We start from the raw sequence: 25,973 nt of genomic DNA on the forward strand, positions 1-25,973 counted from the left end.
GTGCGAACCTCAGAAATTGAAGGGTATATAAAGGGCCAAAGCGGGCCAGAAATAGAGGACGGCAACGCTGAACAGCATCAGCCCCAGGAACGGAAGCACGCCGCGGGCGACCTCTGACAATTTGGATTTGGCGACCGACTGGATCACGTAAAGATTGAGACCGACAGGCGGCGTGATCAAAGCGCATTCAACCATCACGACCATGTAGACGCCGAACCAGATCGGATCGAAACCGAGGATCAGTGCCGCCGGCAAGAGAACAGGCGTCATGATCAGAACCATGGACAGGGCTTCAAACACCAGACCCATGATCAGGAGGACGACCGAGACGACTAGAATAAAGGTCAGCGGGGTATCGAAGTTCTGGCTGATGAACATCGAGATGTCCTGAGGTATCCGATAGAGCGTGATTGCCTTGCCGAAAACTTTTGCACCGGCAACGATCATCAGGATTGCCACGGTCGTAACCATGCTGTCGAAGATTGCCTGACGGAAGGACAACCAGGTCAGACGTCGCATCGCGAGCGTAATCACAAGTGCACCTGCAAGACCGATCGCGGCTGCTTCGGTCGGGGTTGCAGCGCCGATATAGATCACTCTGATCACATAGACAGCCAACAGAACCGACGGCAAAGCGCGCAGTGATGCCCAGAACCGCGTTTCCCAATCCGCAGCCGGAACCGCTTCAAAACCGCCGAACCAGCGCGCATAGATCATGGAGAAGATGATGAACAGGGTGAGCAGAAGAAGGCCCGGACCTATCCCTGCAAGAAATAGCGCAATAACGGATTGCTCCGTGACGAAGCCGTATACGATCATCGGAATGGACGGCGGGATGAGAATGCCAAGCGTGCCGCCGGCGGCCAGCAATCCATAGACAAAACGTTTTTGATATCCGCGTTCGATCATTTCAGGAATGGCAACTGTGCCAATCGTTGCCGCGGTTGCCACGGACGAACCAGATATCGCGGCGAAGATGCCGCATGAAATGATGGTCGCGACAGCAAGGCCGCCCGGCCAATGTCCGACCCAGGCATGAACCGCTGCAAAGAGATCCTTGCCCACCCCGCCCTTCAAAAGGATGTTGGACATAAGCAGGAAAAGCGGCACGGCCAGAAGAATGAAACCATCCAGAGTGGAAAGAATGGCCTGTGGAGCCATAAGCGGTGAAAAGCCGCCAAACAGAAGTAGGGCCAGCCCAAGCCCGCCGAGGGCGAAGGCAACCGGAACGCGGATCAGAAGAAGGCTGAAAAGCGCTGCGAGGATCAGAACTGTGGTCATGAACGCTCACCCGCTTCGAGCATTGTTCCGCGCATCGCTTTCAAGACTTCTATCAAGGCTTGAGCAAAGAGAAGGGCAAAACCGATCGGGATTGCCAGTTCGGCAACCCATGTCGGCAGATCGAGCATGGAGCCCGTGGTTCTGCCACGTTCAAAGGAATCCCAGAAAATGTCGCCACCGAACCATGTGACAATTAAGCTGAAAAGGCCGACGGCCGACATCGATAAACCGTAGCAAAGCCGTTTCCCAAGCGGTCCAAGGCGCTCTGTGATTGCATCAACGGCTATGTGGCGGCCGGATTGAAGCAGCCAGGGCATCGCCAGCATCGTTCCCCAGATGAGGCAAAGCTGCGAAAGCTCGGCAGCCCAGATCGTTGGCGCAATGAAGAGGTATCGAGCGGCTACCTCATAGGTCAGCATTCCTCCGGCACAGAAGAACAGGAGAGCGGCAATCCACGCCAGGGCGCGCAGGAATGATGAAAAGGCTGTCATGGAACCCTCAGGATGGGCGGCGGCCAGGAAATTATCCGCAAAAACGGCTCTGACGAACTGTAGTCAGATAAAAACGAAAGCGCACGATGACCGGCAATATGCCAGTCATCGCTTGCAACAGTCGCGTTTCGGTAGGATCAGAGCTTTTTCGCCGCATCCATGATCTTTTGACCCAGATCGCCGGTTTTCTCGATATAGGCCTCATAGACGGGTTCGCTGACGGTTTTCCATGCGGTGATTTCCTCCGCAGTCGGACGATAAACCGTCATGCCGTTTTCTTCGGCTGCTTTGTAGGCGTCCGCCTCGATCTGCGACATGCGATCACGAACATCGTTTTCTGCCGTCAATGCCGCTGCCTGTACAATCGCCTTGTGCTCTTCGGACAGCCCGTTCCAGAAGTCCGTATTGACGACGACAATGAACTCAATGTCCGCATTGTTGGTGACGGTGATCGTGTCCATGACGTCCCAGAGTTTTCTGGATTTCACGCCGGAAACACCGGTCATGCCAATATCAACGGTGCCTCGCTGGTACGCCAGATATTGCTCTGAACCTGAAATCAGTGTCGGCGCTCCACCGGCTGCCTTGACGAAGTCACCAAGCGTCTTGCCGAAGACACGAACCTTTTTGCCCTTCATGTCTTCAGGTGTCTTGATCGGTGCTTCCTTGGACAGCATGATCGCGCCGCCATAGGCCTGCCACCACAAAACGGTCGATCCCGTATCCTGGATGGCCTCGTCCAACGGTCCACGGACAGCTGACCCTGGGGCGACAGCTGCACGAACCTTTTCTTCGGTATCGAACAGGAACGGCTGATAGAAGATGTCGACTGCCGGAACGTCCCCGACATATCGGGTCAGTGAGGCGACACCCATCTCGATTGCGCCGGACCCGACAGCTGCCGGAACTTCCTTGTCCTTGTAAAGCTGGGCGGAATCATAAATTTCGACCGCGATGTCACCGTTTGAATTCTTTTCCACTTCTTCCTTGAAGAGGAGCAGGTTCTGGCCGAGATGGCTGGTGAGTGGCAGTTGCAGCGAAATCCGCAATGTTGTGTCGGCTGCCAAAGCGGAGCCAGCAGAAAGACCAAGCGCAATTGCGGCGCCGAGCGCCCAATTCAATGATTTCATGATTTCCTCCCAAATACGCCGACCAGTCTGGCAAAGCTGCAATTTGGGGTCAATGAGATCTGTGCCGATCAATCATTACGATAACTCAACAAACACTTGAGTCATTCGGGATGTATGAAACCCAGAGCCGCTCATTCAGCCACAAAACGACGTTGGTCTGGCCAAACGCGAAAAACCACCGCCGGCGTGACCTCCGGCGATGGTCTTGATCGGGCGGCTGCGCCGCGCTGGCGGAGTTATGGGGGGTAACCGCCCGAAACCGCTGTTACGGCTGAACTGTTGCGAACTCGTCCGGATCCAGCATGCTGTCCTGGTTCGCATCTGCGGCCTTGAAAAGATCTTCCGACATGGTCGGAACAGCAGCCGTGATTTCTTCAAAAGTTACGAAACCGTCCTGGTTGCTGTCGACCGCCTCAAAGGACATGCCCTGTGCGAGAGCCGCAGAAGAAACGGTGAAAGCACCAACGAGGATCGCGGCAGTAAGACGTTTGGACATGATATGACCTCCAACTGTTTGGTTTTGGTCTTGGTGTTCCGTCCATTCGTCAGGTCCCTGCGACCCGTCGAACCGGAACAGGGAGGACTTTGCTGCCGGATCGCGACGGGCAAAGGGCCGCTTGAGGAAAAAGTCGCGGCATTGTTGTGGCCGATGTAAAGATTCAGTCACTGGTTGGTCAAATTCCTGTCAATTTTGACAGTTTCAGGCAGCTTCGCGACTGAGAAAGGCTTTCTTGCTGCGAATGTCGGTGCCAAACGCCATTTAACGGTAATCTCGTGCCCCGAAAATTGCCGAGCCGACCCGAACGTGAGTCGCACCAAAACCAACCGCGGTCTTATAGTCCGACGACATACCCATGGAGAGGCCTTTGATCGCATTACGGGCAGCGATCTTCTCCAGAAGGGCAAAATGCTCGCCTGGAGCTTCATCAACAGGCGGAATACACATGAGGCCGACAATATCCAGTCCGACGTCGTCGCGGCAGGCGCTAATGAAGGCATCGACGTCCTGAGGGGCTATCCCCGCCTTTTGTGGTTCCTCGCCGGTGTTGACCTGGATGAAACACGGCAGCTGGCGACCTTGCCTGTCCATCTCCGATTTCAGTGCCTTCGCGATCTTCAGGCGGTCCACGGTATGAATCACGTCGAAAGTTGCAACGGCTTCCTTGGCCTTGTTGGACTGCAGGGGGCCAATCAGATGCAATTCGATCTCATCAAAGTCGTCACGCAATCCGGGCCATTTCTGCATTGCCTCCTGCACCCGGTTCTCGCCAAAAACACGTTGGCCGGCCTCCAGGACCGGGCGAATTGATGCGCTGTCGAATGTTTTGGATACGGCAATCAATGTGACCGACCCAGATGCCCGGCCGAATTCGGACTCAGCCTTATTGATGTCGGTCAGGGTCGCGGCGAGACGCTCAGCGGCATCGGTCATCAAGTGCTCCATGAGAAAACAGACTGACGATAGAGACACTCCGGTCTCAGACATTGGCTACATGCGGTCTGTCATAACCATGTTTGAAATCAGCTTCAAATGGCATCTTGTTTCGTCGGTGTTGAAGGGCCTGTCTGTGAGTAGCGCCTCTTCCCGCATGTCGACTTCTTGTTCGCTTTTGACCGGAAAAGGTACCCGATCCACGCCTTCAACCGCTTTACGGATGCGGCTTTGCGCAATAAACAGGCTTCAGCAGGCACAAACGTCTGACACATGTTGACCGCGGGCAGGATTTCTGGTGACAGTCCGGCAGTCATTCATTCACAAATTCCGCCAGATCCGGCGGCAAGAACAAACGGCATAATTGATGGCAACGGAACGGTACAACGCGCGCGAAGTCGAAGCGCGCTGGCAAAAGGTCTGGAACGACAAGGATGTGTTCGTCACGCATAACGACGACCCGCACGACAAGTATTATGTCCTTGAAATGTTCCCCTATCCGTCCGGCCGTATTCACATGGGTCATGTGCGCAATTACGCCATGGGCGATGTGGTTGCCCGCTACAAGCGTGCAAAAGGCTTCAATGTTCTGCATCCGATGGGTTGGGACGCCTTTGGCATGCCTGCAGAAAACGCAGCCATGCAAAACAAGGTTCACCCAAAGGACTGGACCTACGAAAATATTGCCACGATGCGAGACCAGCTCAAGATCATGGGTCTTTCGCTGGACTGGAGCCGTGAATTCGCGACCTGCGATGTAGGGTACTACACGCAGCAGCAGCGCCTGTTCCTGAGGTTCCTGGAAGCCGGTCTGGTCTATCGTAAGAACGCCAAGGTCAATTGGGACCCTGTCGACATGACGGTTCTGGCCAACGAACAGGTGATCGACGGCCGCGGCTGGAGATCGGGGGCGCTGGTAGAGCAGCGCGAGTTGACCCAATGGTTCTTCAAGATCTCTGACTTTTCGGAAGATCTGCTGGAGGCGATCGATACTCTCGACCGCTGGCCGGACAAGGTTCGTCTGATGCAGAAGAACTGGATCGGCCGTTCGGAAGGCCTCCGTGTGCGGTTTGAATTTACCGAAGCAGCACCAACAGGCGACAAGACGCTGGAGATCTTTACCACGCGGCCGGACACCCTGTATGGGGCATCGTTCATGGGGCTTTCGCCCGATCATCCGATCTCGTTGAAGGTTGCCGAGGGCAATCCGGAGCTGCAGGCGTTCATTGAGGAATGCCGCCGGGTTGGAACTTCGGAAGAAGCCATTGAAAAAGCGGAAAAGAAGGGCATCGATACCGGTCTGCGGGTCAGGCATCCCCTGGACGCGTCTTTGGAGTTGCCGGTCTATGTCGCCAATTTCATCCTGATGGACTACGGAACCGGGGCCATTTTTGCGTGCCCTGCACACGATCAACGCGATCTGGATTTTGCACGCAAATATGAGCTGCCGGTAAAACCCGTTGTTTTGCCGAAGGATGCAGACCCGGCAAGTTTCGATGTCGGCAACGAGGCTTTCACCGACAACGGCACGATTTTCAATTCGGACTTCCTGGATGGTCTGTCAATTGCGGATGCCAAGGAAGCGGTTGCGAAGAAACTGGAGACGGTCAGCGTCGACGGAACGCCTCAGGCAGAGCGTCAGGTAAATTTCCGCCTGCGCGACTGGGGTATTTCACGCCAGCGGTACTGGGGTTGTCCGATCCCGGTTGTTCACTGCGACGACTGCGGTGTCGTGCCGGAAAAAGACGAGAACCTGCCTGTTCAGTTGCCGGATGATATCAATTTCGACAAACCGGGCAATCCGCTGGATCGACATGCGACTTGGCGCGATACCACCTGCCCGAAATGCGGGAAGCCGGCCAAACGTGAAACCGACACCATGGATACCTTTGTCGACAGTTCCTGGTATTTTGCGCGGTTCACGGCACCGGACTGCAATGAGCCGACCGACCCTGCTGCGGCCAATGGTTGGTTGCCGGTCGATCAGTATATCGGCGGCATCGAACATGCGATCCTGCACCTGCTCTATTCGCGCTTCTTCACCCGCGCGATGCAGAAAGTTGGTGCGCTTGATCTGAAAGAGCCGTTCAAGGGTCTCTTTACGCAGGGCATGGTCACGCACGAGACCTACCGTCTCGGCGAAGGTGCCAACGGTCAATGGATTGCACCTGCGGAAATCAAGATCGAGGAGGTCGACGGTTCACGGCGCGCGACGCTGCTTGATTCAGGCGAAGAGGTTGTCATCGGCTCGATTGAAAAAATGTCGAAGTCCAAACGCAACACGGTCGATCCGACAGACATCATCGATACCTATGGCGCAGACACAGCCCGATGGTTCATGCTGTCTGACAGCCCACCGGAGCGTGATGTCATCTGGACCGAAGATGGCGTTCAGGGTGCATGGCGCTTCGTCCAGCGTGTCTGGCGTTTGATCGGAGAAATTTCGGAAAAGATCGAACCTCGCGGTGGAACCGCGCCAGAAGTGAGCGGAAAGGCGCTTGAGTTGCGCCGGACCAGCCACAAAACTTTGGCCGCCGTTTCAAATGATCTGGAAGGCCTCGGTTTCAATCGGGCCGTTGCCCGTCTTTATGAGCTGGTCAACACGATCAGCAAAACCTTCAACGACGGTGATGCCGACGGAGCAGCACGTTATGCAATCCGGGAAGCTGCCGATTTTCTCGTCCAGATGATGGCGCCCATGATGCCGCATCTGGCGGAAGAATGCTGGTCTGCGCTTGGTCATGACAACCTGATTTCCGAGGCCAAATGGCCCGAACCGGAGAGTGAACTGTTGGCTGAAGACAGTGTCACATATCCGATCCAGGTGAATGGCAAACGGCGCGGCGAACTGACAATTGCAAAAGACGCTTCCAAAGAAGAGGTCGAAGCGGCTACTCTGGCGCTTGACTTCGTTCGCAAGGCTTTGGACGGAAATTCACCGAAGAAGCTCATTGTTGTGCCGCAAAGGATCGTAAATGTCGTTGTTTGACAACATCTTCGAGAAGAGAGCCGCCTGGCGCCGCGGTGCACTTTGCGTTGGATTTGCAGCAGCAGTCCTTTTGAGCGGGTGTCAGGTGCGCCCGCTCTACGGCACGAGCACCGGGGAATTCGGCTCGGTTTCGTCACCCGTCGCGGCTGAAATGGCGGCCATCGATCTGGATTCGATCGATGCTCAGTTTGCCAACAACGATGCTTCGCGTGTTCTTTACAATGAGCTGACCTACAGGTTTGAGCGCGGTGGTGAAGCGCCGGCCAAGAAATACAGGCTGAAGGTGCTGATTGACGTCAGCAATTCTGAAGTTGGTGTGGAACGGTTCGCCGATGTACCGTCCGCCTACAACACCACGATGAATTCGACCTTTGTCCTGAGTGACCTGTCGACAGATGAAACGCTGATGTCGGGCCGGGCCTTCAAGACCGCTTCCTATGACTTCTCGGATCAACGGTTTGCCAACACGCGTGCCTACCGGGATGCTCAGGAACGGGTTGCCAAGTCGGTTGCCGATGACATCACCGCTCGTGTTGCGGGCTATTTTGCAAGCCAGCAATAGTTTTCTGGCAGAGGTGCGCCGGCCGTGACCGTTCTGAAAGCTGCGGAAATCGATCGGTTCGTTGCCAATCCACCTGACGCTGGTGGCGTGGTTCTTGTGTTCGGTCCGGACACCGGACTGGTATCGGAGCGGGCAACACGGCTCGTCAACAAAGCCTCTGAAGGGGATAGCGACCCTTTCAATCTGATCAAGATTGACGCTGCTGATATCAGCGCAGACCCCAATCGACTCATTGACGAGGTGCTGACAGTCCCACTTTTCGGTGGTCGCCGGATCGTCTGGGTCAAGGACGCCAGCGGCAAGAACCTCAACCCCGCAATGGAGCCGGTTCTCAAACTGGATGACTGGCAGACCCTCGTTGTTCTTGAAGCTGGAGATATCAAGAAGGGCGCTGGCCTCAGGAAACTTGTCGAGACGCACAAGCGTGCCATAGCCTTGCCGTGCTATGCCGACAGCGATCGGGGCATCGATCATCTGATCGACGAAGAAACCCGCGAAGCCGGTCTCTCCATAACCCGGGAAGCGCGTGCGTCATTGCACAGTTTGCTGGGCGGCGACCGGATGGCGAGCCGGGGGGAACTAAAGAAGCTCTGTCTTTATGCACTCCACAAAGGCCGCATCGACAGTGAAGACATTGAAGCCATCATCGGTGACGCCTCTGCCTTCGAGACATCGGAACTGATTGATGCCGCCGCTACCGGCGATCTTGCCATGCTGGATCATGGCCTGGAGCGTTTGGCCGAAGCGGGATCGAAAGCATCCGTCATTGCCAATCAGGCACTCAAGCATTTTCAGCAACTGCACCGTATGCGTATCGATGTCGACCAGGGCAAGAGCGCACAGGCGGTCATTGATGGCCAGCGCCCCCCTGTTTTCTTCAGCCGCAAGCCGAAATTCTCGCAACAATTGCGAATCTGGGCACTGAAGGATCTTGAAAAAGCGATGGACATCCTCAGCGAAGCAACCCGGATCTCCCGACTGAATGATCCGCTCGGTGTGCCGGTCCTGTCCGAAGCGTTGTTGAAACTCGGGCGTGCGGCAAGAGCCAGAAACCAGCGCCGCTGAATAGGCCCTTTCCAGTGTCCTCGTGCGCATCGGTTGGGTGCAAAGGCTAGCTTGGCACATCGTCGTACTTGCTAGTGTGCGCTGCAATAGGCTTTATTCCCGTGCAGAACACAGAATACGGGAGGCGCAGGTGAGCAAGACCAATCGCGGCAATTTTTTTGAAGACTTCAAAGTCGGGCAAGTGATCCGACACGCAACGCCGCGCACTGTCACCAGTGGTGACCAGACACTCTATACAGCGTTGTATGGCTCCCGGTTCGCAGTCCAATCCTCAGATGCATTTGCCAAATCGCTTGGTTATGCGCAGGCTCCGGTCGATGATTTCCTGACGTTTCATATTGTCTTTGGTAAAACCGTTCCGGACATCTCACTCAATGCGGTTGCCAATCTGGGGTATGCAGGGGGGCGTTTTCTGGCTCCGGTTTATCCCGGAGATACAATCTCGACCGTTTCGGAAGTCATCGGCAAGAAAGAAAATTCCAACGGGAAAACCGGCGTCGTTTACGTGCGATCCACCGGCTACACTTCCACCGGGACAGAGGTTTTGGATTACGTCCGCTGGGTGATGGTCAACAAGCGCGATGCAGATTGCCCCGCGCCCGAGGCCGTTGTGCCCGAACTGCCAGCGGCTTTGGATCCGCAGTCACTGGGAACTGCCGTTCCGTTGTTGGATGCGGCTAACTGGGACAACGACCTTTCAGGGTCGGGTTTCCGCTTTGACGACTATGAGGTCGGTGAAAAAATCGATCATGTCGATGGAATGACCGTTGAAGAAGCCGAGCATCAAATGGCAACCCGTCTTTATCAAAATACGGCCAAGGTGCATTTCAACCAGCACACGGAAGCCCACAGCCGGTTCGGTCACCGGCTGGTCTACGGGGGTCATGTGATTTCGATCGCAAGAGCGCTGTCCTTCAATGGCCTTGCCAATGCATTCCATATCAGCGGCATCAACGGCGGCCGTCACGTCGGACCGCTTGGGGCGGGTGACACGGTCTATGCCTGGTCGGAAGTGCTGGACAAGTCGGATATTGATGGACGATCTGATGTCGGCGCTTTGCGACTTCGCCTTGTCGCGACCAAGAACCGGTCCTGTGCGGACTTCCCCGACAAGACTGCTGACGGGAAATACCTGGATGAAGTGATCCTCGACTTCGACTACTGGGCGATGATGCCGAAATAGGGTCTACCGATCCGGCTTCCGGTCGTTTCGAAGACTGCCCACGCCGGATTTGCCCTGGACAAGATGAGTTTCGATTGCCCACATTCAGGTGAGGACTATGGAGACGCATCAACCATGAAAACCGTTTCGTTCACGCAGATGAAAAACGGCACGAAGCAGGACTATGATCTGCTGGCCGAGGCAGAAAAACCGTATCATGGTTTGACCGCAGACCGGATTTTCGCCGAACTTCGACGCCAAGGTGAAGACACGCTTTCGGGCTACAAGATCACCCGGCTTGAACATGGGCTCCAGTCCGCGACCCGGGCACGCAGGGAAGGTGCTGATATCGACTGGATTGTCGGTGCATTGCTGCACGATGTCGGCGACGGATTGGCACCGCAGAACCATGATCGGTTTTCAGCTGAAGTCATCCGTCCGTTTGTTCGTGACGAGGTGGCCTGGGTGGTCGAGCATCACGGCATCTTTCAAATGATCTACTATGCCCATCACTATGGCTGGGATGGAAATGCGCGGGATCGTTTCAAGGACCACATGCATTTTCAAGCCTGTGCGGATTTCTGCGAGCGCTGGGATCAAAGTTCATTCGATCCGGATTATGAATACGATCCGCTGGAAAGTTTTGAACCTCTGGTTCGGGACGTGTTTGCGCGCAAGGCCTATGACCCGTCGGTCCTTCAGACAGGCGTGTCAAAAGGTTTGCCGCCTCTCAGTTGATCAGAGGCGGAAATCCAGAGGCAATGAGGTCACGGCTTGGAAGCTGGAACGACTTCCGTGCTGATCGCGCCGACGCTGGCACTTTCATTTGTAGCCTTGGAACCGAAGGGAACCCAGCGTTTGAAGAAGCCGCCAACAGAGCTGCCACGACTGTTTTCCTGAGGAGCAAAAGCTGTTTCAACTGTTGAGGAAGTCGTGTCGGCTGCTGGCGCCGGGGTTCCTGGCGCACTTGTGGACGCCGTTTGTTGCGCCGGTGTTGCGGGCGCATTTGCACCGGCATCCGTTGCCGCAGTCTGGGTGTCTTCACCGCCGCCCAGGACTTCCGCCAGGCGGTTGGAGCGGTCTTCCCAACGCTTCTGACGCTCTTCGCGTGCATCGTAACGTGCTGCAAGTTGCTGGAACTTGGTGTTGTCTTTTTTCTGTTTTGAGGCAACTGCCGAGGCAAGTCGCGGGCTTACCTGGTATTCGGGGCATTTGGCCGAAGCACGGAAGGGAACACCTTCAACCAGCGTTGTCGCATCAAAGACGTATTTCTTCTCACAGACAGTGACCTTTGGCGGTACGTTGGCAACTTCGAAATGGTCGTATCCGGTCTTCAGCATTTTCCAGAAATCCAGATGGTCACTGTCGCGGTGACGCGCCATGTTTTCCGGTGTCATGCGGAATGGATATGCTTGAACCTGAAAGGAACGTTGTCCGCCCTTAAAGCTGTCGCGAGCGAGCGAGTAGATATCCTGCACCTGTTCGTCGGTCATGGCGTAGCAGCCGCGAGAAGAGCATGCCCCATGCACCATGAGATGCGATCCGGTGCGCCCATGAGACTGGTCATACCGGTTCGGGTAACCGAGATTGAAGGCCAGGTGATAGCTGGAATTGGGGTTCATCAACGCAGGCGTGATTTCATAGAAACCTTCCGGCGCCTGACGATCACCTTCTTTGAATTTCGGACCGAGCTTGCCCGACCATTTGCAGATTTCAAAGTCTTCAAGGAGCTTGTATTTGCCCGAGCGCGTCTGCTTCCAGACCTCGAGTTGTGACTCTTCCTTGAAAATGCGGATCATGATCGGCGATGTCGAACTCATGTTGAGATCGTTCATCTTGCGCTTGAGTGAAGCGCTGACCGGCAGGTTGGCCTTGTTGGGGCCGGCGCTGAATTCATCTGCCTGGCAAGCCGCGAGAAAACCTGCTGCGAGAATGACAGCACCCAGCCTGACCGCTTTGCGGCCCTTTCGGCGTTGCCCTGTCTTCAGCTGGCCTGCTGGCGATTCTAAAACACGCCGAAACACCATTATTACTATCCCAAACTTGTTGGAAAGCGTTCCAAACCTAGCGAAAGCCCTACGCGGTCCGGTCGCATTCCCTGCGTCTCGCCCCCGCGCAAAGGCTAGGGAATGATGGTTGACGATAGGTTACTGGACCGGGTTTGCCTTCGCGATGCAAATTCCGGTGATCAGAACAACTTTTTCCCCAAATGAAAAACGTGCCCAACTTGGCCTGAATGAGGGTAAATTCTGGCCATAGCAAGGCAAAAGCGGCTTAAAGCCGCTTTAAACCGAGCAAAATACTCACAATTTCAATGGAATGCTTGCCGAGACATCAGCCGAGCGTGCGGCCAATGGAGATGAACTTCTCGCGGCGTTGCTTGCGCAATTCCTCAGCGGAAAGCTCCGCCATGCTCTTCAGAGCAGTCTCGATTGCCTTGCCAGTGCTGTCGATCACAATTTCGCGTGCTCTATGCGCACCACCGACGGGTTCGCCGACAATTTCGTCAATCACGCCCAATTGCTTCAGGTCCTGAGCCGTGATTTTCAGGGCTGTCGCAGCGTCCTGTGCCTTGGCGCTGTCGCGCCAAAGGATTGAGGCCGCGCCTTCCGGCGAAATCACGGAGTAGATGGCATGTTCGAGCATCAGCACCCGGCTTGACGTCGCGATCGCGATGGCGCCGCCTGACCCGCCTTCCCCGACTACAACGGCAACCGAAGGAGTGCTGAGGCCAAGACCCTTGTCCGTAGATCTGGCAATGGCTTCGGACTGTCCGCGTTCTTCCGCACCCCGGCCCGGATACGCCCCGGACGTATCGACAAAACTCACCAGCGGCAGACCGAAGCGTTCCGCCATTTCCATGACCCTGACGGCCTTGCGGTAGCCTTCGGGGCGGACCATGCCGAAATTGTGCTTTAGCCGGGATTCCGTATCGTGGCCTTTTTCCTGCGCAAGAACTGCAACGGATTGACCACGAAAGCGGCCGATCCCGGCAATAAGGGCATGGTCTTCCGCAAATTTTCTATCGCCGGCGAGCGGCGTGAAATCTTCAATCAGTCCGGCAATGTAATCGACGGCGTGTGGGCGGTCCGGGTGTCTGGCAACAAGTGTTTTCTGCCAGGGAGTCAGTTTGCCGTAGAGGTCCTGCAGTGTCTGCGACGATTTGGTTTTCAGCCGTTCGATTTCACTGTCGACATTGACTTCTTCACCATCTTCAGCCGCGAGGGCTTTCAGTTCCTGGATCTTGCCTTCAATGTCTGCAACGGGCTTTTCGAATTCCAAATAGCTGTGCATTTACTCGGTTACCTGAACAAGCCGGCACCACCTTAATAATCGGTCGATCCGGAAATGATTGACGGGTCACGGCATTCACCGTGTTGTCATAACGTGGAGGGCTGTAACAAGAGACGCAAGGGGGCGCAAGCCTCGGCTGTTGTTCCGGGCTCTGATTAGACCTTATTTCAAGAAGAAGCCTTGAAATGAACCGAACTGGCCATGGGTTTCGAGCCGGATCAGCGGCGCGCGGACTGTTTGCTGGCAGCGCCATCAACGCTCAGCTTGGTCGCTTCAACCACGAGCCGTCCGTTTTTGGTGTCCATGGAAATGCGATAGGGGATCAAAACGTTGTCCCGCCCAAGAGGAGCGATCCAGATTTCCATTTTGGCGCGAGCCATGCGCTTGACCGACTCCTTCGAGGGCCGATGACCTGCAATGGGCACCCAGCGGGCTTTGCAGACAACAACGGGTCCGTCATAGCCACGGCCGGAAACTTCCTTCGTTCCCTGATAGCTCAGCTTGATGTCGAAACGGGTCCAGCCGTCGAAAATCGGCAGCTTTCTGCTGCACGCTTTAGGGCCCAGGCTGTCCTTTGCGCGTCCCACCGGCATCAGCGCAGCGCTCAGTGGGTCGATCGCATTGCGTTTATGACGGCGAGTAACCTTGATGCGCTCGGCATTCGGTTTGAATTGCGGCGCAACGTCTGAGGAGCGTATATGGCCTGAACCCTGGTTCAACTTGACGTAAAAGTCGATGTTGGAAGCCTGGGAAGCCATGCGGTACTTGGAGGGAACAACCTTTGAGCCAACCAGCCATCCTGACGCCTCAGCGCCTCCTTTGCCGGTGGAGAACAGTGTTCCGATCCCGGCCGGCGCAAGGCTGACTTTGGCGGAATAGGCGTTGCCTTTCATGGCCAGCGAGAGCGTGCCCTTGCCGATCTTGAAGCCGGCAATCGAAATTGCATAAAGGCCGCCGATATTCGTTTTCTTGGCTTCTGCGGGTGTAACCAGCAGTGCGCCAACAACCATCGGCAGGGCGACCAGTCGCCCGAGAGACGTCAAACCAAACACTTTAAAACCTCCGGCCTGCCAAAACGGCAGCAAATTGCGCCCCCGCGCCTTGAAGTGTTCCGCAACGGTAACCATAGCATGAAATCAGCGTGCAGAACGAAATCAATCATTCTAAATTATGGTAACTCACTGGTTAACGCTTGGCACTTCTGCGAATTAAGTCAGAGAAATTCCCCAATGGGGCTCAGATCTCTTGACCTGCGCGCGCGCTGCCATTATAGCGGGGCAACTTTTTCCGAGAAATGCCGGAGACGATGTCGCCGGACCTAAGGTCCGCGCCGGTTCCGGTTTGGACTTGCTGGGTTCCAAGTAACGGCCCAGCCGCGAAAACAAAAGGTGATATCATGGCACGCCGTTGCGAACTCTCCGGCAAAGATGTGATGACAGGCAACAACGTCTCACACGCGAATAACAAGTCCCGCCGCCGGTTCCTGCCGAACCTGTGCAATGTCTCTCTGATGAGCGATACGCTTGGTGAGACATTCAAGCTGAAGGTCAGCGCACACGCACTGCGCTCCGTCGAGCATCGCGGTGGTCTTGACGCCTACCTTATGAAAGCCAGCGATGCTGAGCTTTCAACAGCCGCACGCAAGATCAAAACCAGCATCAAGCGCAAGCAGGCGGAAGCCGCAGCCGCTTAATTCCCGTTAGGGCAATAAGATGACAGACACCCGGAGCTTCTCCGTGGGCCATTACGCCATCGCGATCCTCGCGATGGCGCTCGTTGTTGTGGCCTCCAATTACCTCGTTCAGTTTCCTGTGCAGCAAATCGTCGGCGGTATCAATCTGGCCGATACGCTGACCTGGGGCGCATTCACTTATCCGGTTGCGTTTTTGGTAACGGATCTGACCAACCGCCGTTTTGGACCCACGGCCGCGCGCCGCGTGGTCATTTCCGGCTTCGTTCTGGCAATCGTCATTCCGCTGCTTTTCTGGACGGCCGATGAAGCCTTCACGACACCACGCATCCTGATTGCATCCGGAACCGCATTCCTGGTGGCTCAGCTGCTTGATGTCACGATCTTTGACCGCCTGCGCCGGATGGCCTGGTGGAAAGCGCCGATCACCTCGTCGCTCATCGGCTCGATGATCGACACCATCCTGTTCTTCGGTATCGCCTTCGCCGCGAGCTTTGCTTTCATTGACGGCTTCTTCGGCATGGACGACGGTTCTTTGGCTTTCCCGGTTCCGTTTCTCGGGATCAGCGAAGGAACGCAGACACTGCTGTGGGTGTCGCTGGCAGCTGGAGACTTCCTCGTGAAGATGCTGGTGGCGGTTGCGTTGCTCGCGCCTTACCGGATTGTACTTGGCCTGTTCCAACCAGTTCCCAACGGATCTGCTGCCTGAGGCAACAAGGACACTGATACTTCTCAAGTGGCGCCCCATCGGGCGCCATTTTTGGTTCAAGCCCGACTGTGATCCAATTCGGATGCCGAGATTTTGTTGCAATTGCATTCCGGGCTGAAACACCGCAGGCTTGCACATCTCCTGACCAAGGTTTCAATGGATGCGAAGTATGCAGAAGTTTGAGGGTGGCTGTCTGTGCGGCAAAGTGCGTTTTGTCGCGTCTGGGAAGCCCTATCGCGTCGGTCTGTGTCACTGCATGGACTGCCGCAAGCAACATGGCGCACTCTTTCATGCTTCCGCGGTCTTTCCGGAAGATGCTGTTATCATCAAGGGTGATGTGAAGGACTTTGCTGGACGGTTCTTTTGCCCGGAATGCGGCTCGTCCGTTTACTCTCGCACATTGGACGAGATCGAGATCAATCTGGGCGCGCTGGACGCACCGGATCAGCTCACGCCAACGTATGAACTCTGGACCATTCGCCGGGAAAGCTGGCTGCCTGAATTCTCGATCAAGACGATATATGAGCGGGATCGCACCTCGAAGGAGCGTTCTGAAGGCTGAAGTGAATGTTGCCAATCAGGGTCACACAAGGAGCCTGGATTTGTTTTGGTAAGGCTCAAGTGGAAGGAAACAGTGAGCCTATTCGTCCAGCCGAAATCGTAAAAACACCGTTCTTTGCAGCAAGGAGCGATTGTTGTCGGACAGAAGGGTCAGGATTGTTTCACCCTTGTCATTCTGGTGGATGCTGAGAGCTTCCATGTTGTCGATCTGATAGCCGTAGTCTGCTTCCAACAGGATTTCACCTTCGAGCTTTGCTCCCGGCAAGATTGAAGCGGCCTCAAACCTTCGCAAGCGCAGGCCGATCAGGTCTCGCAGATTAAAGCGGCGCTCCATCAGCACCAGATCACCGTTCGGCAAAAACGCAGCATCCGTCGCATCGAAGCGGTTCTCGCGATTGATGCTGAAGCGTTCCGTGCCTTCCGGGCCGATGATGTAGCCCTTGAGGTCCTGAAAGTCGCTCGGAGATGATTCCGCAATGGCGATCAGCTTTCCGGCAAGCGGTCCGTCTTCAGGCGGCGTTGCCAGGGATTCCAGGCCGGCATTGCGTGGTAGTGACCTGATCTCGTCGACAAGGGCAACCTCACCGATCATCTGTTCCTTGCCGGTCGCGATTGGCCAGGGATAGTGATAGATGGCATTGCGCGTTTCTGCGGTCACATAAAGGCCGGTCTCTGAAAGGGTCAGAGCTTCCGTATCGTGGCCCCAGCGCGCGGTCAGCGTTTTGCCGTCATGTCCGAGCAGTTGGGCGTAGGAAACATCTTTTATGTCAAGCGGGCGGCCGTTCGGAGCCTGCTCGATGGCACCTGTTACCCAGTGACCGTTGTCGGTCACTGCCAGGAAGCGATCACCGCCGTCCAGGCTGATCAGGCCCGAAAGGCCACCGATCTTCCGATCTGACGCCAGAAGCTCCAATCCGCCAAGAAAGGTCAGTTTGCCGAATTCGATGTCTTCATGGCCGATGCGGAACGTCTCGATATCCTTGGTGCGCACCTTTACGAGTTCGCCCTTCGTCAGCAATTGCTGAGCGAACGCATGACCTTGCCAAGTGTCGCAGGCGCACAGAAACATCACGGCCGCGACGAGGTATCCTCGAAGCTTGCGACGTTTTTCCAGCGCGCTCGTCATCAGCTCAAGTGTTATCGGCGCCCGGCTCGGCGCCGGCCGCGGGTCTGCATTGATGTGTCGACTTCGTCGTCAAAGAGATCGGCAAGCTGATCCGTCATCGCCCCGGCAAGTTCTTCGGCATCGACAATGGTGACAGCTCTCCGGTAGTAGCGGGTCACATCGTGCCCGATCCCGATCGCGATCAGCTCAACAGGCGATCTGGTTTCGATGTCTTCGATCACATAGCGCAGATGCCGCTCCAGATAGTTGCCCGGATTGACCGACAGTGTTGTGTCGTCCACCGGCGCGCCATCTGAAATCATCATCAGGATCCGGCGTTGTTCCGGACGGGCCAGAAGCCGGTCATGAGCCCAGAGCAACGCTTCGCCGTCAATGTTCTCCTTCAGGAGGCCTTCACGCATCATCAGGCCCAGGTTGCGCCTTGCACGGCGCCAGGGAGCGTCAGCGGATTTGTATATGATATGACGCAGGTCGTTGAGGCGGCCGGGTGTCGGTGGTTTTCCGGCTCCGATCCAGCTTTCCCGTGATTGTCCACCTTTCCAGGCCTTGGTGGTGAAGCCGAGAATTTCCACCTTCACGCCGCAGCGCTCCAAGGTACGCGCTAGAATATCGGCACATGTGGCAGCCACCGTGATCGGTCGACCACGCATGGATCCTGAATTGTCCAGGAGCAGCGTCACGACCGTGTCGCGGAAATTGGTGTCGCGTTCCTGCTTGAATGCAAGCGGGGCCATCGGATCCGTGACTGCGCGTGTCAGACGTGCGGTATCCAGCAGGCCCTCTTCCAGATCGAAGTCCCAGGCACGGCTTTGCTGCGCCATCAACTTGCGTTGCAGGCGGTTGGCAAGCCGGGCAACGGCCCCTTGCAGGTGCGTCAGCTGTTTGTCGAGAAAGCCGCGAAGTCGGTCAAGCTCGGCGGTATCGCACAGTTCTTCCGCCGTTACCGTCTCGTCGAACTGGAAGGTAAAGACACGATAGTCAGTCTCCGGACGGTTTGAGAACGGGCTTTCGGATCGCTCGCTTTCACCAGGCTCTTCGGAGTCCTCGATCATATCCTGCTCGGCGAAGTCGTCCATGTCGGCTTCGGCAGCTTCCGTATCACCGCTGTCCTGCTCTTCGCTGGACATGTCCATTTCCTGCGGTGAGGATTCCTGTTCGCCGGTGTTTTCCTCGCTGTCGTCTCCCGTTTCAGCTTCGTCGTTGTTGCCGTCGTCCTCGTTCTGGTCTGGGTCCATTTCATCGTCGGTATCGCCAATCTCATCGGCCATATCGAGTGATTTCAAAACGTCCCGCAAACGAGCGGCAAAGTGAGACTGATCTTCGACTTCCGCTTCCAGGCGGTCCAAGTCCTCGCCGGCCTTGTCTTCAACCCATCCGCGCCACATATCGACGAGTTTTTCCGCGCTTTCCGGCGGCTTGGCTCCGGTCAGCCTTTCGCGAACGATGAGAGACAGAGCGTCTTGAAGCGGCGCATCTTCCCGGCTGGCAACATCCGCCGCACCGGATTTGCGGAACCGGTCATCCAGCATCACTGCCAGATTGTCGGCGACACCCTGCATCCGGCGCGCTCCGACAGCCTCACAGCGTGCTTGCTCAACGGCTTCGAAAATGGCCCGGGCTTCCGGTCCCTGCGGCATGTTCTTGGCGTGAACGGTCTTGTCATGGCAGGCAATGCGCAATGCCATGGAATCTGACAAGCCGCGCGTTACCGCCACTTCGTGGGCATTGACCTTGCGAGAGGGTTCGGGCAATCGGGCGGACATGCCAGACAGTCCCGGGCGGTCGCCTGAAAAAACGACCTCCAGTTCCGACTCGCCGGAAATGGCGCGCATGGTGCCGCTGACCGACTGCTTGAACGGTTCGGTACTTGGTGCGGGCTTGTTTCCCGGCAGTGTGTTGTGTCCCGGCCTCGGCGCCATGTTACCCTCAGCTCATGACGACATTTACGGAAGATTCCGGCAGATCCTCGCCGAAACAGCGCTGATAGAACTCTGCGACCAGCGATTGTTCCATGTCGTCGCATTTGTTGAGGAAGGTCAGTCTGAAGGCAAATCCGACGTCGCCGAAAATCTCGGCATTTTCCGCCCATGTGATGACCGTTCTCGGGCTCATGACCGTAGACAGGTCGCCGTTGATGAACGCATTTCTGGTCATATCCGCCAGACGCACCATTTTGGAGACGATAGTTCGGCCTTCGTCTGTCTGGAAATGCTTTGCTTTCGACAGAACGATGTCGACTTCATTGTCATGTGGCAGATAGTTCAGCGTTGTGACAATGGACCAGCGGTCCATCTGAGCCTGGTTGATCTGTTGCGTGCCGTGATAAAGACCCGAAGTATCTCCGAGTCCCACGGTATTTGCAGTTGCAAACAGACGGAAGGCGGCGTGCGGGCGGATAACGCGGCTTTGATCAAGCAGGGTCAAGCGGCCGGACGATTCCAGAATTCTCTGGATCACAAACATCACGTCCGGGCGACCGGCATCGTATTCGTCGAACACAAGCGCGACATTATGCTGGTAGGCCCAGGGCAGAATGCCGTCCTTGAACTCGGTGACCTGCTGACCGTCCTTGATGACGATCGCATCCTTGCCGACAAGATCGATACGCGAGATGTGGCTGTCCAGATTGACGCGGATACAGGGCCAGTTGAGACGGGCTGCCACCTGCTCGATATGCGTCGACTTGCCCGTACCGTGATAGCCGGTCACCATGACGCGCCGATTGTGCGCAAAGCCTGCCAGAATGGCCAGCGTGGTAGCCCGGTCGAACAGGTAGTCCTCGTCGCGCTCGGGCACATGCTCGGATGCGGCGGAAAATGCCGGTACCTTGAGATTCGACTTGAAGCCGAAAACCTCACTTACAGAAACTTCAGTATCCGGCATGGCCATAGCCGCGGTCGTCGTCTCAGTCATCAGTCCTCCGCTGTCCCGAATGTCGGGAAGGGTCATTTGGGGAAAGCCTGCAGGACCCTGCGGGCTTAAAGGAAACCGGCTTTTTTCAGGACGTTGTAGGCCTGAATAATTTCCCGCAGGCGGTCTTCGGAAGACCTGTCACCGCCATTGGCATCCGGATGGTTCAATTTAACAAGCTCTTTATAGCGCGCTTTGATCTCATCGCCACGGGCTGTGTATGGCAGATTGAGCACATCCAGGGAGCGTTTTTCAAGCGTTAGTAATTTTCTTTGGCGCGGACGACGTATGGATTCTGCACGGCGTTGCGCATTGGAGCGCATACCTTCCCTCGCGTCGAACCCATCAGGCCCGTCTGCAGCCTGGCGATTCACACCCATTTTCCAGGTCGGACGATGTCCTGTCAGGCTATCTTTTTGATAGCTCCGGACGTCGTCGTCGCCCATCCCGTTGAAATAATTATAGGACTTGTTGTACTCGCGGACATGGTCGACACAGAAGTTGAAATACTGCCCCTCCCGATTGCGACCTTTCGGTGCCCGGTGCATTCCAGGACGGTTGCAGCCGGGGTGGTCGCAGACCGGATGGCGATCCTGTTGCGCCCGCTCCTTGTCCGGCTTGACCCGAATACCGTCGAAAATTTTTGAATCCAGTTTCATGGTGCGAAATATTGAAGCCTGAGCCTCGGCGGGCAACCCGCCGGTCGTTTCATTGATCCGGTATCCAAAGCTATTTTGCCAAGCAGTGGCTCCCGGAGGTCGGACAGCCCGAAACCTTATCAGGCCCGGTCGAGCCAGCAAAGACTTGAACTTCGAATTCGCATACGTCACATAAACGCATATGAGTACAAAACAGATCATTGCCGACAAGCTTCACGCGGCCTTTTCCCCCTCATTTCTGAACGTCATAGACGAGTCAGACAAGCACAAGGGTCATGGCGGGTGGCGTGAAGGCGGAGAAACCCACTTTAGGGTCCAGATTGCCTCGGCCGCCTTCGAAGGCATGAACCGCGTCGCGCGCCACAGGGCAATTAATGACCTGTTGGCGCAAGAACTGGAGAGCGGTGTACATGCGCTGGCTCTGGAGATCCGGTCCGACAGCGAACCTGATCCCCGTGCGGCAAGAGTGGCCGGCTAGTCGCTCAGCCTCGCCGTCGCCGCCTGCGTGGAGCGACACTGCTTAACTGCGAAAAAACACCTTATGCCTCGATCCGTGTCGTTGGAGCGACAGCTGGAGCTTTTACGCCAGGTATCTGGCCAAGCGGCATGATCCGAAGGCGCGTGATCCTGTTTTTCTCTCGGCGCAGGACCGTGAACCTGAAACCGTGAAACGTGAAAATCTGGCGTTCTTCCGGAATCATGCGCGCTTCGTGAATGACAAGTCCGGCGATAGTCGTCGCTTCATCGTCGGGCAGGCTCCAGTCTGCCGCACGGTTGAGGTCACGGATAGGCACTGACCCGTCCACAATGACCGAGCCGTCAGCTTGTGGTCTCAAGCCTTCCAGTTCCACATCGTGCTCGTCCGCGATTTCCCCCACGATTTCTTCCAGAATGTCTTCCAGGGTCACAAGGCCCATCACCTCGCCATATTCGTCGACGACGAGCGAGAAGTGGGACTTGTGTCGCAGGAACGCGTTCAACTGATCCTGAAGGCTGGTCGTGTCCGGCACAAACCATGCAGGTGCGGCAATGTCCAAAATGTTTATGCCGTCGGTGCCACCATCGGCTGCGTGGAGTGCGCGCAGCAGGTCCTTTGCATGAAGGACGCCAACAAAATTGTCGCTTTCACCGCGCCAAAGAGGCAGCCGTGTGTACGGAGAGGCGAGGGCGGCCTCGACAAGCTTTGCAGGGTCCTCGTCAACATTGAGGGCGACCATGTTGGTCCTGTGAACCATGACGTCGGACACTTCCAGTTCGGCCAGGTCCAAAAGGCCGCCGAGGCGGTCGCGTTCACCCTTTTCCAGACCGCCTTCGATATGTTGCAGATCGACAGCGCCGCGCAGTTCTTCATGCGCGGACAAGATGAAGGTGTCGGCTCCGACGTTGATGCCGACAACGCGCAAGATCATCCTGACGATCACCTCGACGCCAGCAACAACCGGTCCGAAGACGGCAACCACCACCCGCACAATGGGTGAAACCATCACGGCAAATCGTTCCGGATTTGAAATGGCCCATGTTTTTGGAAGGACTTCCGCAAAAACAAGAACCAGAGCCGTCATGACCAGGGTCGCCAAAGCTACGCCCGCTTCGCCGAAAAGCGAGAGAAAAACACTCGTGGCGAGCGCGGATGCCAGAATATTGACCAGGTTGTTGCCAAGCAGCAGCGCGCCGATCAGCCTTTCCCTGTTGGCAATTAGCCGGCTGGCCACCCGGGCTCGCCAATCGCCGTTTTTTTCGATCTGGTGCATGCGCGCCCGCGAAGCTGCGGTCAGCGCCGTTTCGGAGCCGGAGAAGAAACCGGACAGGAACAGAAGCACCAGAATGGCGCCGACCGCCAGCCAGAGAGACGTTTCCATCATGTTTCAAGTTTCTCCTTGAGGAAATCCGATACCAGTGCCGGATCGACGCCTTTTTCAACAAAGGCTTCACCGACACCGCGGGTCAAAATGAACGTGAGTGCGCCGCGACTGACCTTTTTGTCCTGAGCGATGATGTCCATAAAGGTTTCTGCAGGTGGTAACTGGCCTGGAACATCTTTCAGCGAGACCGGAAGTCCGACATCTGTCAGGTGCTTCTGGACGCGCGCAACGGTCACCTCGTCAATCAGCTGCAGTTTTTCTGAAAACTCGTGCGCAAGCATCATTCCGATCGAGACACCTTCTCCGTGCACGACGCGCTCGGTTTCATACGAGACGGCTGCTTCAAGTGCGTGGCCGAAAGTATGGCCGAGATTAAGCAATGCACGTCGTCCCGCCTCCAGTTCATCAGCGGCCACGACATCGGCTTTGGCCTGGCAGGACCGGGCGACGGCTTGGTCGCGTTCGGGACCTCCTGCAAAGACCGCTTTCCAGTTGGCTTCCAGCCAACGGAAGAAAGGCTCATCTCCAAGGAGGCCGTATTTGGCAACTTCCGCATAGCCTGCGCGAAAATCGCGGATCGGCAATGTATCCAGAATAGCCGTGTCGGCGAGAACCAATGCGGGTTGATGGAATGCTCCGATGAGATTCTTGCCATGCCGGGCGTTGATGCCTGTTTTACCTCCGACGGAGCTGTCTACCTGAGCCAGAAGCGTGGTGGGTACCTGGACGAAAGACATGCCGCGACGGACCGCAGACGCAACAAAGCCTGTGAGGTCGCCAACGACACCGCCGCCAAGCGCGACAATGCCATCGCCACGTTCCAGCCTTGCCGCCAGCACTTCATCACAGAGGCGTTCGAATTCCCGAAAACACTTGCTGCTTTCGCCGCTAGGCACGGTCAGCACAGTGTGTTCAAGGCCAGCGGCATTGAGGCTTTCGGAAAACGCTTTTTGATGCAATTTCGCAACCGTCTCGTCAACAACCACTGCAAGGCGTGCGCCGGGCAAGACGGCGGCGATCTCCGCGCCGGCCGCATCCATCACTCCGCGCCCGATCTTGATGTCGTAGCTGCGGGCGCCGAGATCGACTTTGACCTGAGTTCGCTCTGCTTCGGCTGCGTCAGCCACGTTTGCTTCCATTGTCATTTTGTCTTTGAATTTCTGTGTTTCAGGATGCTGCCGAGGCACTTTGCGCATCGTCGCGATCAAGATAGTCGGCCAACGTGATGACGATCTGGTCGACCACCGTTTCGTGCGGAACTTCCTTGGATGTGACGGTCAGCGCAGCACGCGCATAAACGGGTTCGCGCTTTGCCAGAAGGTTTCGCATCGTGCCTTCAGGATCGGGATTTTGCAGCAGCGGTCTCGTTGACCGGCGCCGAACGCGTGCCATGACCGTTTCAAAATCCACTTTCAACCAGATCGAAACCCCGTGTTCGGAAATTTCCTGGCGGGTGGCATCGCTCATGAAAGCGCCGCCACCGGTGGCAAGAACCTGGGGACCCTCTCGCAATATCCGCGCAATGACCCGTTCTTCGCCACTGCGGAAATAAGGTTCGCCATGTTCTGCAAAAATTTCTGATACCGTCATGTTTGCTGCACGCTCTATTTCGGAATCAGCATCGATGAATTCAAGACCCAGGCGCTGGGCAAGCCGCTTGCCGACTGTGGATTTTCCGCAGCCCATAATTCCAACCAAAACAATAGAGCGATGCCCGAGCTTTTTAAGGAGCCCGGCCAAATCGATATCTCTGGCATTTGTCCACTCAGGGCCCGTTTCCAGGTCCTGTGTCTTGTCATTTTTCGTCATGGCGGCGTTGTATCATATTCACCAAAAAAGACACGGGCTGATCTTGTTTCGGATACCTTAACGTCATCACTTGCGCTGGACGGGGTCTTCTTGAAACAATCCGGTGACCGATTCGCCTATGGCATTCACGCTTTTTGCTCGGGAGTCCGCTTGTGCCAACCCTGACCCGCCTGCTGCTGGTGTTGTTGCTGCTGGGTGCACTTGGCTATGGCGCGGTGTTTGCGCTGGCGAATTTCGTCGACCCGCGTGAGCGGGAGATTACCGTTCGCGTCAAGAAGGACGGCTTTGGCCGATAGGGTCTGATTTGGCAACCGGTTTCGATCTCGAAACGTTTCTTGAGATGTTGGCAGCAGAGCGTGGTGCGGCCGAAAACACGCTTGAAAGCTATCGCCGTGATCTTGAAGACTTCTCGGGATTTCTCGGTCGCACAAACCTTGCCGATGCCGGCACAGACAAGATTTCAGCGTATCTCGGGGATCTGAACCGCCGAGGGTTTGCCGAGACGTCACAGGCCCGGAGATTGTCAGCCCTCAAACAGTTCTACAAGTTCCTCTACTCTGAAGGTGTTCGAGAGGATGATCCGACACGCACATTGTCAGCACCCAAGCGGCGAGCAGCACTTCCAAAAGTGTTGTCTGTCGACGATGTCGACCGATTGATTGAAACTGCTGAACGGGGTGCTGCGACGCCCCAGAAGAGTTCGGCTGCCCGCCTGCGTGCACAGCGCCTCTATACGCTTATAGAAGTTCTTTATGCCACTGGACTGCGCGTTTCTGAACTTGTTGCGCTTCCGGTTACCGCAGCTTTGCGCGACGCGCGCCTCATCGAAATCACCGGCAAAGGTGGCAAAGAGCGTTTGGTCCCCTTGTCCCATGCCGCACAGGCCGCCATGAAAGATTATGTGGCCTTGAGGTCGGCGGAAGGCGCTTATGAGAAAAGTCCCTGGCTGTTTCCCTCTCACGGTGACAGCGGTCACCTGACACGTCAGCATTTTGCAAGGGAACTCAAGGATCTGGCAGTTGCAGCCGGACTTCCGGCGACAAAAGTCTCACCGCATGTACTCCGGCATGCCTTTGCCTCGCATCTTCTGCAAAACGGTGCTGATTTGCGCGTTGTGCAGCAGCTTCTCGGTCATGCCGATATCTCAACGACGCAGATTTACACCCATGTTCTCGACGAACGTCTGAGGGAGCTCGTCGAGAGCGCGCACCCGTTGGCGCGGCGTTGAGTTCCGCTCTATT

General features: G+C 56.2%; 26 protein-coding genes. 11 read left to right on the forward strand and 15 right to left on the reverse strand.

Annotation, left to right across the window (positions count from 1 at the left end):
• Positions 1 to 9: 9 nt before the first annotated feature.
• The 5 genes from K1718_RS03330 to K1718_RS03350 all read right to left on the reverse strand — a co-directional run bounded on the left by K1718_RS03330 (position 10) and on the right by K1718_RS03350 (position 4,334).
• On the reverse strand, positions 10 to 1,281 hold the full coding sequence (locus tag K1718_RS03330) for a TRAP transporter large permease (RefSeq protein ID WP_265679750.1): 1,272 nt from the start codon (positions 1,279 to 1,281) through the stop codon (positions 10 to 12).
• Positions 1,278 to 1,772 (reverse strand): TRAP transporter small permease, encoded by a 495-nt coding sequence (locus tag K1718_RS03335; RefSeq protein ID WP_265679749.1) that lies wholly within the window; start codon positions 1,770 to 1,772, stop codon positions 1,278 to 1,280. The genes K1718_RS03330 and K1718_RS03335 overlap by 4 nt, the downstream gene beginning before the upstream one ends.
• Positions 1,773 to 1,909: 137 nt before the next feature.
• Positions 1,910 to 2,902: a TRAP transporter substrate-binding protein gene (locus K1718_RS03340; protein WP_265679748.1), complete on the reverse strand. Its 993-nt coding sequence runs from the start codon at positions 2,900 to 2,902 to the stop codon at positions 1,910 to 1,912.
• A gap of 265 nt (positions 2,903 to 3,167) precedes the next feature.
• Positions 3,168 to 3,398 (reverse strand): EF-hand domain-containing protein, encoded by a 231-nt coding sequence (locus K1718_RS03345; protein ID WP_152504100.1) that lies wholly within the window; start codon positions 3,396 to 3,398, stop codon positions 3,168 to 3,170.
• A gap of 264 nt (positions 3,399 to 3,662) precedes the next feature.
• Positions 3,663 to 4,334: a YggS family pyridoxal phosphate-dependent enzyme gene (locus tag K1718_RS03350; protein WP_152499554.1), complete on the reverse strand. Its 672-nt coding sequence runs from the start codon at positions 4,332 to 4,334 to the stop codon at positions 3,663 to 3,665.
• A gap of 367 nt (positions 4,335 to 4,701) precedes the next feature.
• Here K1718_RS03350 and leuS point away from each other — a divergent pair, with 367 nt between their 5' ends.
• The 5 genes from leuS (at position 4,702) to K1718_RS03375 (ending at position 10,850) form a co-directional block, all read left to right on the forward strand.
• A complete protein-coding gene (leuS, locus tag K1718_RS03355) occupies positions 4,702 to 7,323 on the forward strand; it encodes a leucine--tRNA ligase (RefSeq protein ID WP_265679747.1) in 2,622 nt (873 codons plus the stop codon).
• Entirely contained in the window at positions 7,310 to 7,885 is a 576-nt protein-coding gene (locus tag K1718_RS03360) for a hypothetical protein (protein WP_152499557.1), read from the forward strand. Before leuS ends, K1718_RS03360 begins: the two co-directional genes overlap by 14 nt.
• A 24-nt stretch (positions 7,886 to 7,909) precedes the next feature.
• The gene (holA, locus tag K1718_RS03365; protein ID WP_152499558.1) at positions 7,910 to 8,950 is read left to right on the forward strand and encodes a DNA polymerase III subunit delta; all 1,041 of its coding nucleotides are present in this window, start codon (positions 7,910 to 7,912) and stop codon (positions 8,948 to 8,950) included.
• 130 nt (positions 8,951 to 9,080) lie between these two features.
• On the forward strand, positions 9,081 to 10,133 hold the full coding sequence (locus K1718_RS03370) for a MaoC family dehydratase (protein ID WP_265679746.1): 1,053 nt from the start codon (positions 9,081 to 9,083) through the stop codon (positions 10,131 to 10,133).
• Positions 10,134 to 10,247: 114 nt separating this feature from the next.
• Positions 10,248 to 10,850 (forward strand): HD domain-containing protein, encoded by a 603-nt coding sequence (locus tag K1718_RS03375; RefSeq protein WP_265679745.1) that lies wholly within the window; start codon positions 10,248 to 10,250, stop codon positions 10,848 to 10,850.
• 29 nt (positions 10,851 to 10,879) lie between these two features.
• Here the strand turns inward: K1718_RS03375 and K1718_RS03380 are convergent, their stop codons facing one another.
• The 3 genes from K1718_RS03380 to K1718_RS03390 all read right to left on the reverse strand — a co-directional run bounded on the left by K1718_RS03380 (position 10,880) and on the right by K1718_RS03390 (position 14,458).
• The gene (locus tag K1718_RS03380) at positions 10,880 to 12,139 is read right to left on the reverse strand and encodes a L,D-transpeptidase family protein (protein ID WP_265679744.1); all 1,260 of its coding nucleotides are present in this window, start codon (positions 12,137 to 12,139) and stop codon (positions 10,880 to 10,882) included.
• A gap of 307 nt (positions 12,140 to 12,446) precedes the next feature.
• A complete protein-coding gene (locus K1718_RS03385; RefSeq protein WP_152499562.1) occupies positions 12,447 to 13,406 on the reverse strand; it encodes an acetyl-CoA carboxylase carboxyltransferase subunit alpha in 960 nt (319 codons plus the stop codon).
• A 218-nt stretch (positions 13,407 to 13,624) separates the two neighbouring features.
• Positions 13,625 to 14,458, reverse strand: a complete 834-nt coding sequence (locus tag K1718_RS03390) for a DUF3108 domain-containing protein (RefSeq protein ID WP_209006805.1) — start codon at positions 14,456 to 14,458, stop codon at positions 13,625 to 13,627.
• 344 nt (positions 14,459 to 14,802) lie between these two features.
• Between K1718_RS03390 and rpmB the strand changes: the two genes are divergently transcribed.
• From rpmB to K1718_RS03405, 3 genes are all read left to right on the forward strand, one after another.
• Positions 14,803 to 15,099: a 50S ribosomal protein L28 gene (gene rpmB / locus K1718_RS03395; RefSeq protein WP_152499564.1), complete on the forward strand. Its 297-nt coding sequence runs from the start codon at positions 14,803 to 14,805 to the stop codon at positions 15,097 to 15,099.
• Positions 15,100 to 15,118: 19 nt separating this feature from the next.
• Positions 15,119 to 15,805 carry a queuosine precursor transporter gene (locus tag K1718_RS03400; RefSeq protein WP_152499565.1) on the forward strand — a complete coding sequence of 229 codons (687 nt, stop codon included), beginning with the start codon at positions 15,119 to 15,121 and terminating at the stop codon, positions 15,803 to 15,805.
• A gap of 169 nt (positions 15,806 to 15,974) precedes the next feature.
• The gene (locus K1718_RS03405; protein WP_265679743.1) at positions 15,975 to 16,367 is read left to right on the forward strand and encodes a GFA family protein; all 393 of its coding nucleotides are present in this window, start codon (positions 15,975 to 15,977) and stop codon (positions 16,365 to 16,367) included.
• A gap of 78 nt (positions 16,368 to 16,445) precedes the next feature.
• Here the strand turns inward: K1718_RS03405 and K1718_RS03410 are convergent, their stop codons facing one another.
• The 4 genes from K1718_RS03410 to K1718_RS03425 all read right to left on the reverse strand — a co-directional run bounded on the left by K1718_RS03410 (position 16,446) and on the right by K1718_RS03425 (position 21,061).
• Entirely contained in the window at positions 16,446 to 17,492 is a 1,047-nt protein-coding gene (locus K1718_RS03410; RefSeq protein WP_265679742.1) for an esterase-like activity of phytase family protein, read from the reverse strand.
• Between the two features lie 11 nt (positions 17,493 to 17,503).
• Positions 17,504 to 19,411: a cobaltochelatase subunit CobT gene (gene cobT / locus K1718_RS03415; RefSeq protein ID WP_265679741.1), complete on the reverse strand. Its 1,908-nt coding sequence runs from the start codon at positions 19,409 to 19,411 to the stop codon at positions 17,504 to 17,506.
• 7 nt (positions 19,412 to 19,418) lie between these two features.
• Positions 19,419 to 20,405: a cobaltochelatase subunit CobS gene (gene cobS, locus K1718_RS03420; protein ID WP_265679740.1), complete on the reverse strand. Its 987-nt coding sequence runs from the start codon at positions 20,403 to 20,405 to the stop codon at positions 19,419 to 19,421.
• A gap of 65 nt (positions 20,406 to 20,470) precedes the next feature.
• Entirely contained in the window at positions 20,471 to 21,061 is a 591-nt protein-coding gene (locus tag K1718_RS03425) for a J domain-containing protein (RefSeq protein ID WP_152499569.1), read from the reverse strand.
• Between the two features lie 181 nt (positions 21,062 to 21,242).
• Between K1718_RS03425 and K1718_RS03430 the strand changes: the two genes are divergently transcribed.
• Positions 21,243 to 21,539 (forward strand): BolA family protein, encoded by a 297-nt coding sequence (locus tag K1718_RS03430; RefSeq protein WP_265679739.1) that lies wholly within the window; start codon positions 21,243 to 21,245, stop codon positions 21,537 to 21,539.
• 61 nt (positions 21,540 to 21,600) lie between these two features.
• Here the strand turns inward: K1718_RS03430 and K1718_RS03435 are convergent, their stop codons facing one another.
• Genes K1718_RS03435 through K1718_RS03445 form a run of 3 tightly spaced genes read right to left on the reverse strand, consistent with a single transcriptional unit; the run spans position 21,601 to position 24,732 of the window.
• Positions 21,601 to 22,923 (reverse strand): HlyC/CorC family transporter, encoded by a 1,323-nt coding sequence (locus K1718_RS03435; RefSeq protein ID WP_265679738.1) that lies wholly within the window; start codon positions 22,921 to 22,923, stop codon positions 21,601 to 21,603.
• Positions 22,920 to 24,062, reverse strand: a complete 1,143-nt coding sequence (gene aroB, locus K1718_RS03440; protein WP_265682414.1) for a 3-dehydroquinate synthase — start codon at positions 24,060 to 24,062, stop codon at positions 22,920 to 22,922. Before aroB ends, K1718_RS03435 begins: the two co-directional genes overlap by 4 nt.
• 28 nt (positions 24,063 to 24,090) lie before the next feature.
• The gene (locus K1718_RS03445; protein WP_152499572.1) at positions 24,091 to 24,732 is read right to left on the reverse strand and encodes a shikimate kinase; all 642 of its coding nucleotides are present in this window, start codon (positions 24,730 to 24,732) and stop codon (positions 24,091 to 24,093) included.
• A gap of 152 nt (positions 24,733 to 24,884) precedes the next feature.
• Here K1718_RS03445 and K1718_RS03450 point away from each other — a divergent pair, with 152 nt between their 5' ends.
• Positions 24,885 to 25,028, forward strand: a complete 144-nt coding sequence (locus K1718_RS03450) for a hypothetical protein (protein ID WP_173005876.1) — start codon at positions 24,885 to 24,887, stop codon at positions 25,026 to 25,028.
• Positions 25,029 to 25,036: 8 nt separating this feature from the next.
• Positions 25,037 to 25,960 carry a site-specific tyrosine recombinase XerD gene (xerD, locus tag K1718_RS03455; protein ID WP_265679737.1) on the forward strand — a complete coding sequence of 308 codons (924 nt, stop codon included), beginning with the start codon at positions 25,037 to 25,039 and terminating at the stop codon, positions 25,958 to 25,960.
• Positions 25,961 to 25,973: the final 13 nt, after the last annotated feature.

Source organism: Roseibium porphyridii (assembly GCF_026191725.2).
GTDB classification, from domain to species: domain Bacteria; phylum Pseudomonadota; class Alphaproteobacteria; order Rhizobiales; family Stappiaceae; genus Roseibium; species Roseibium porphyridii.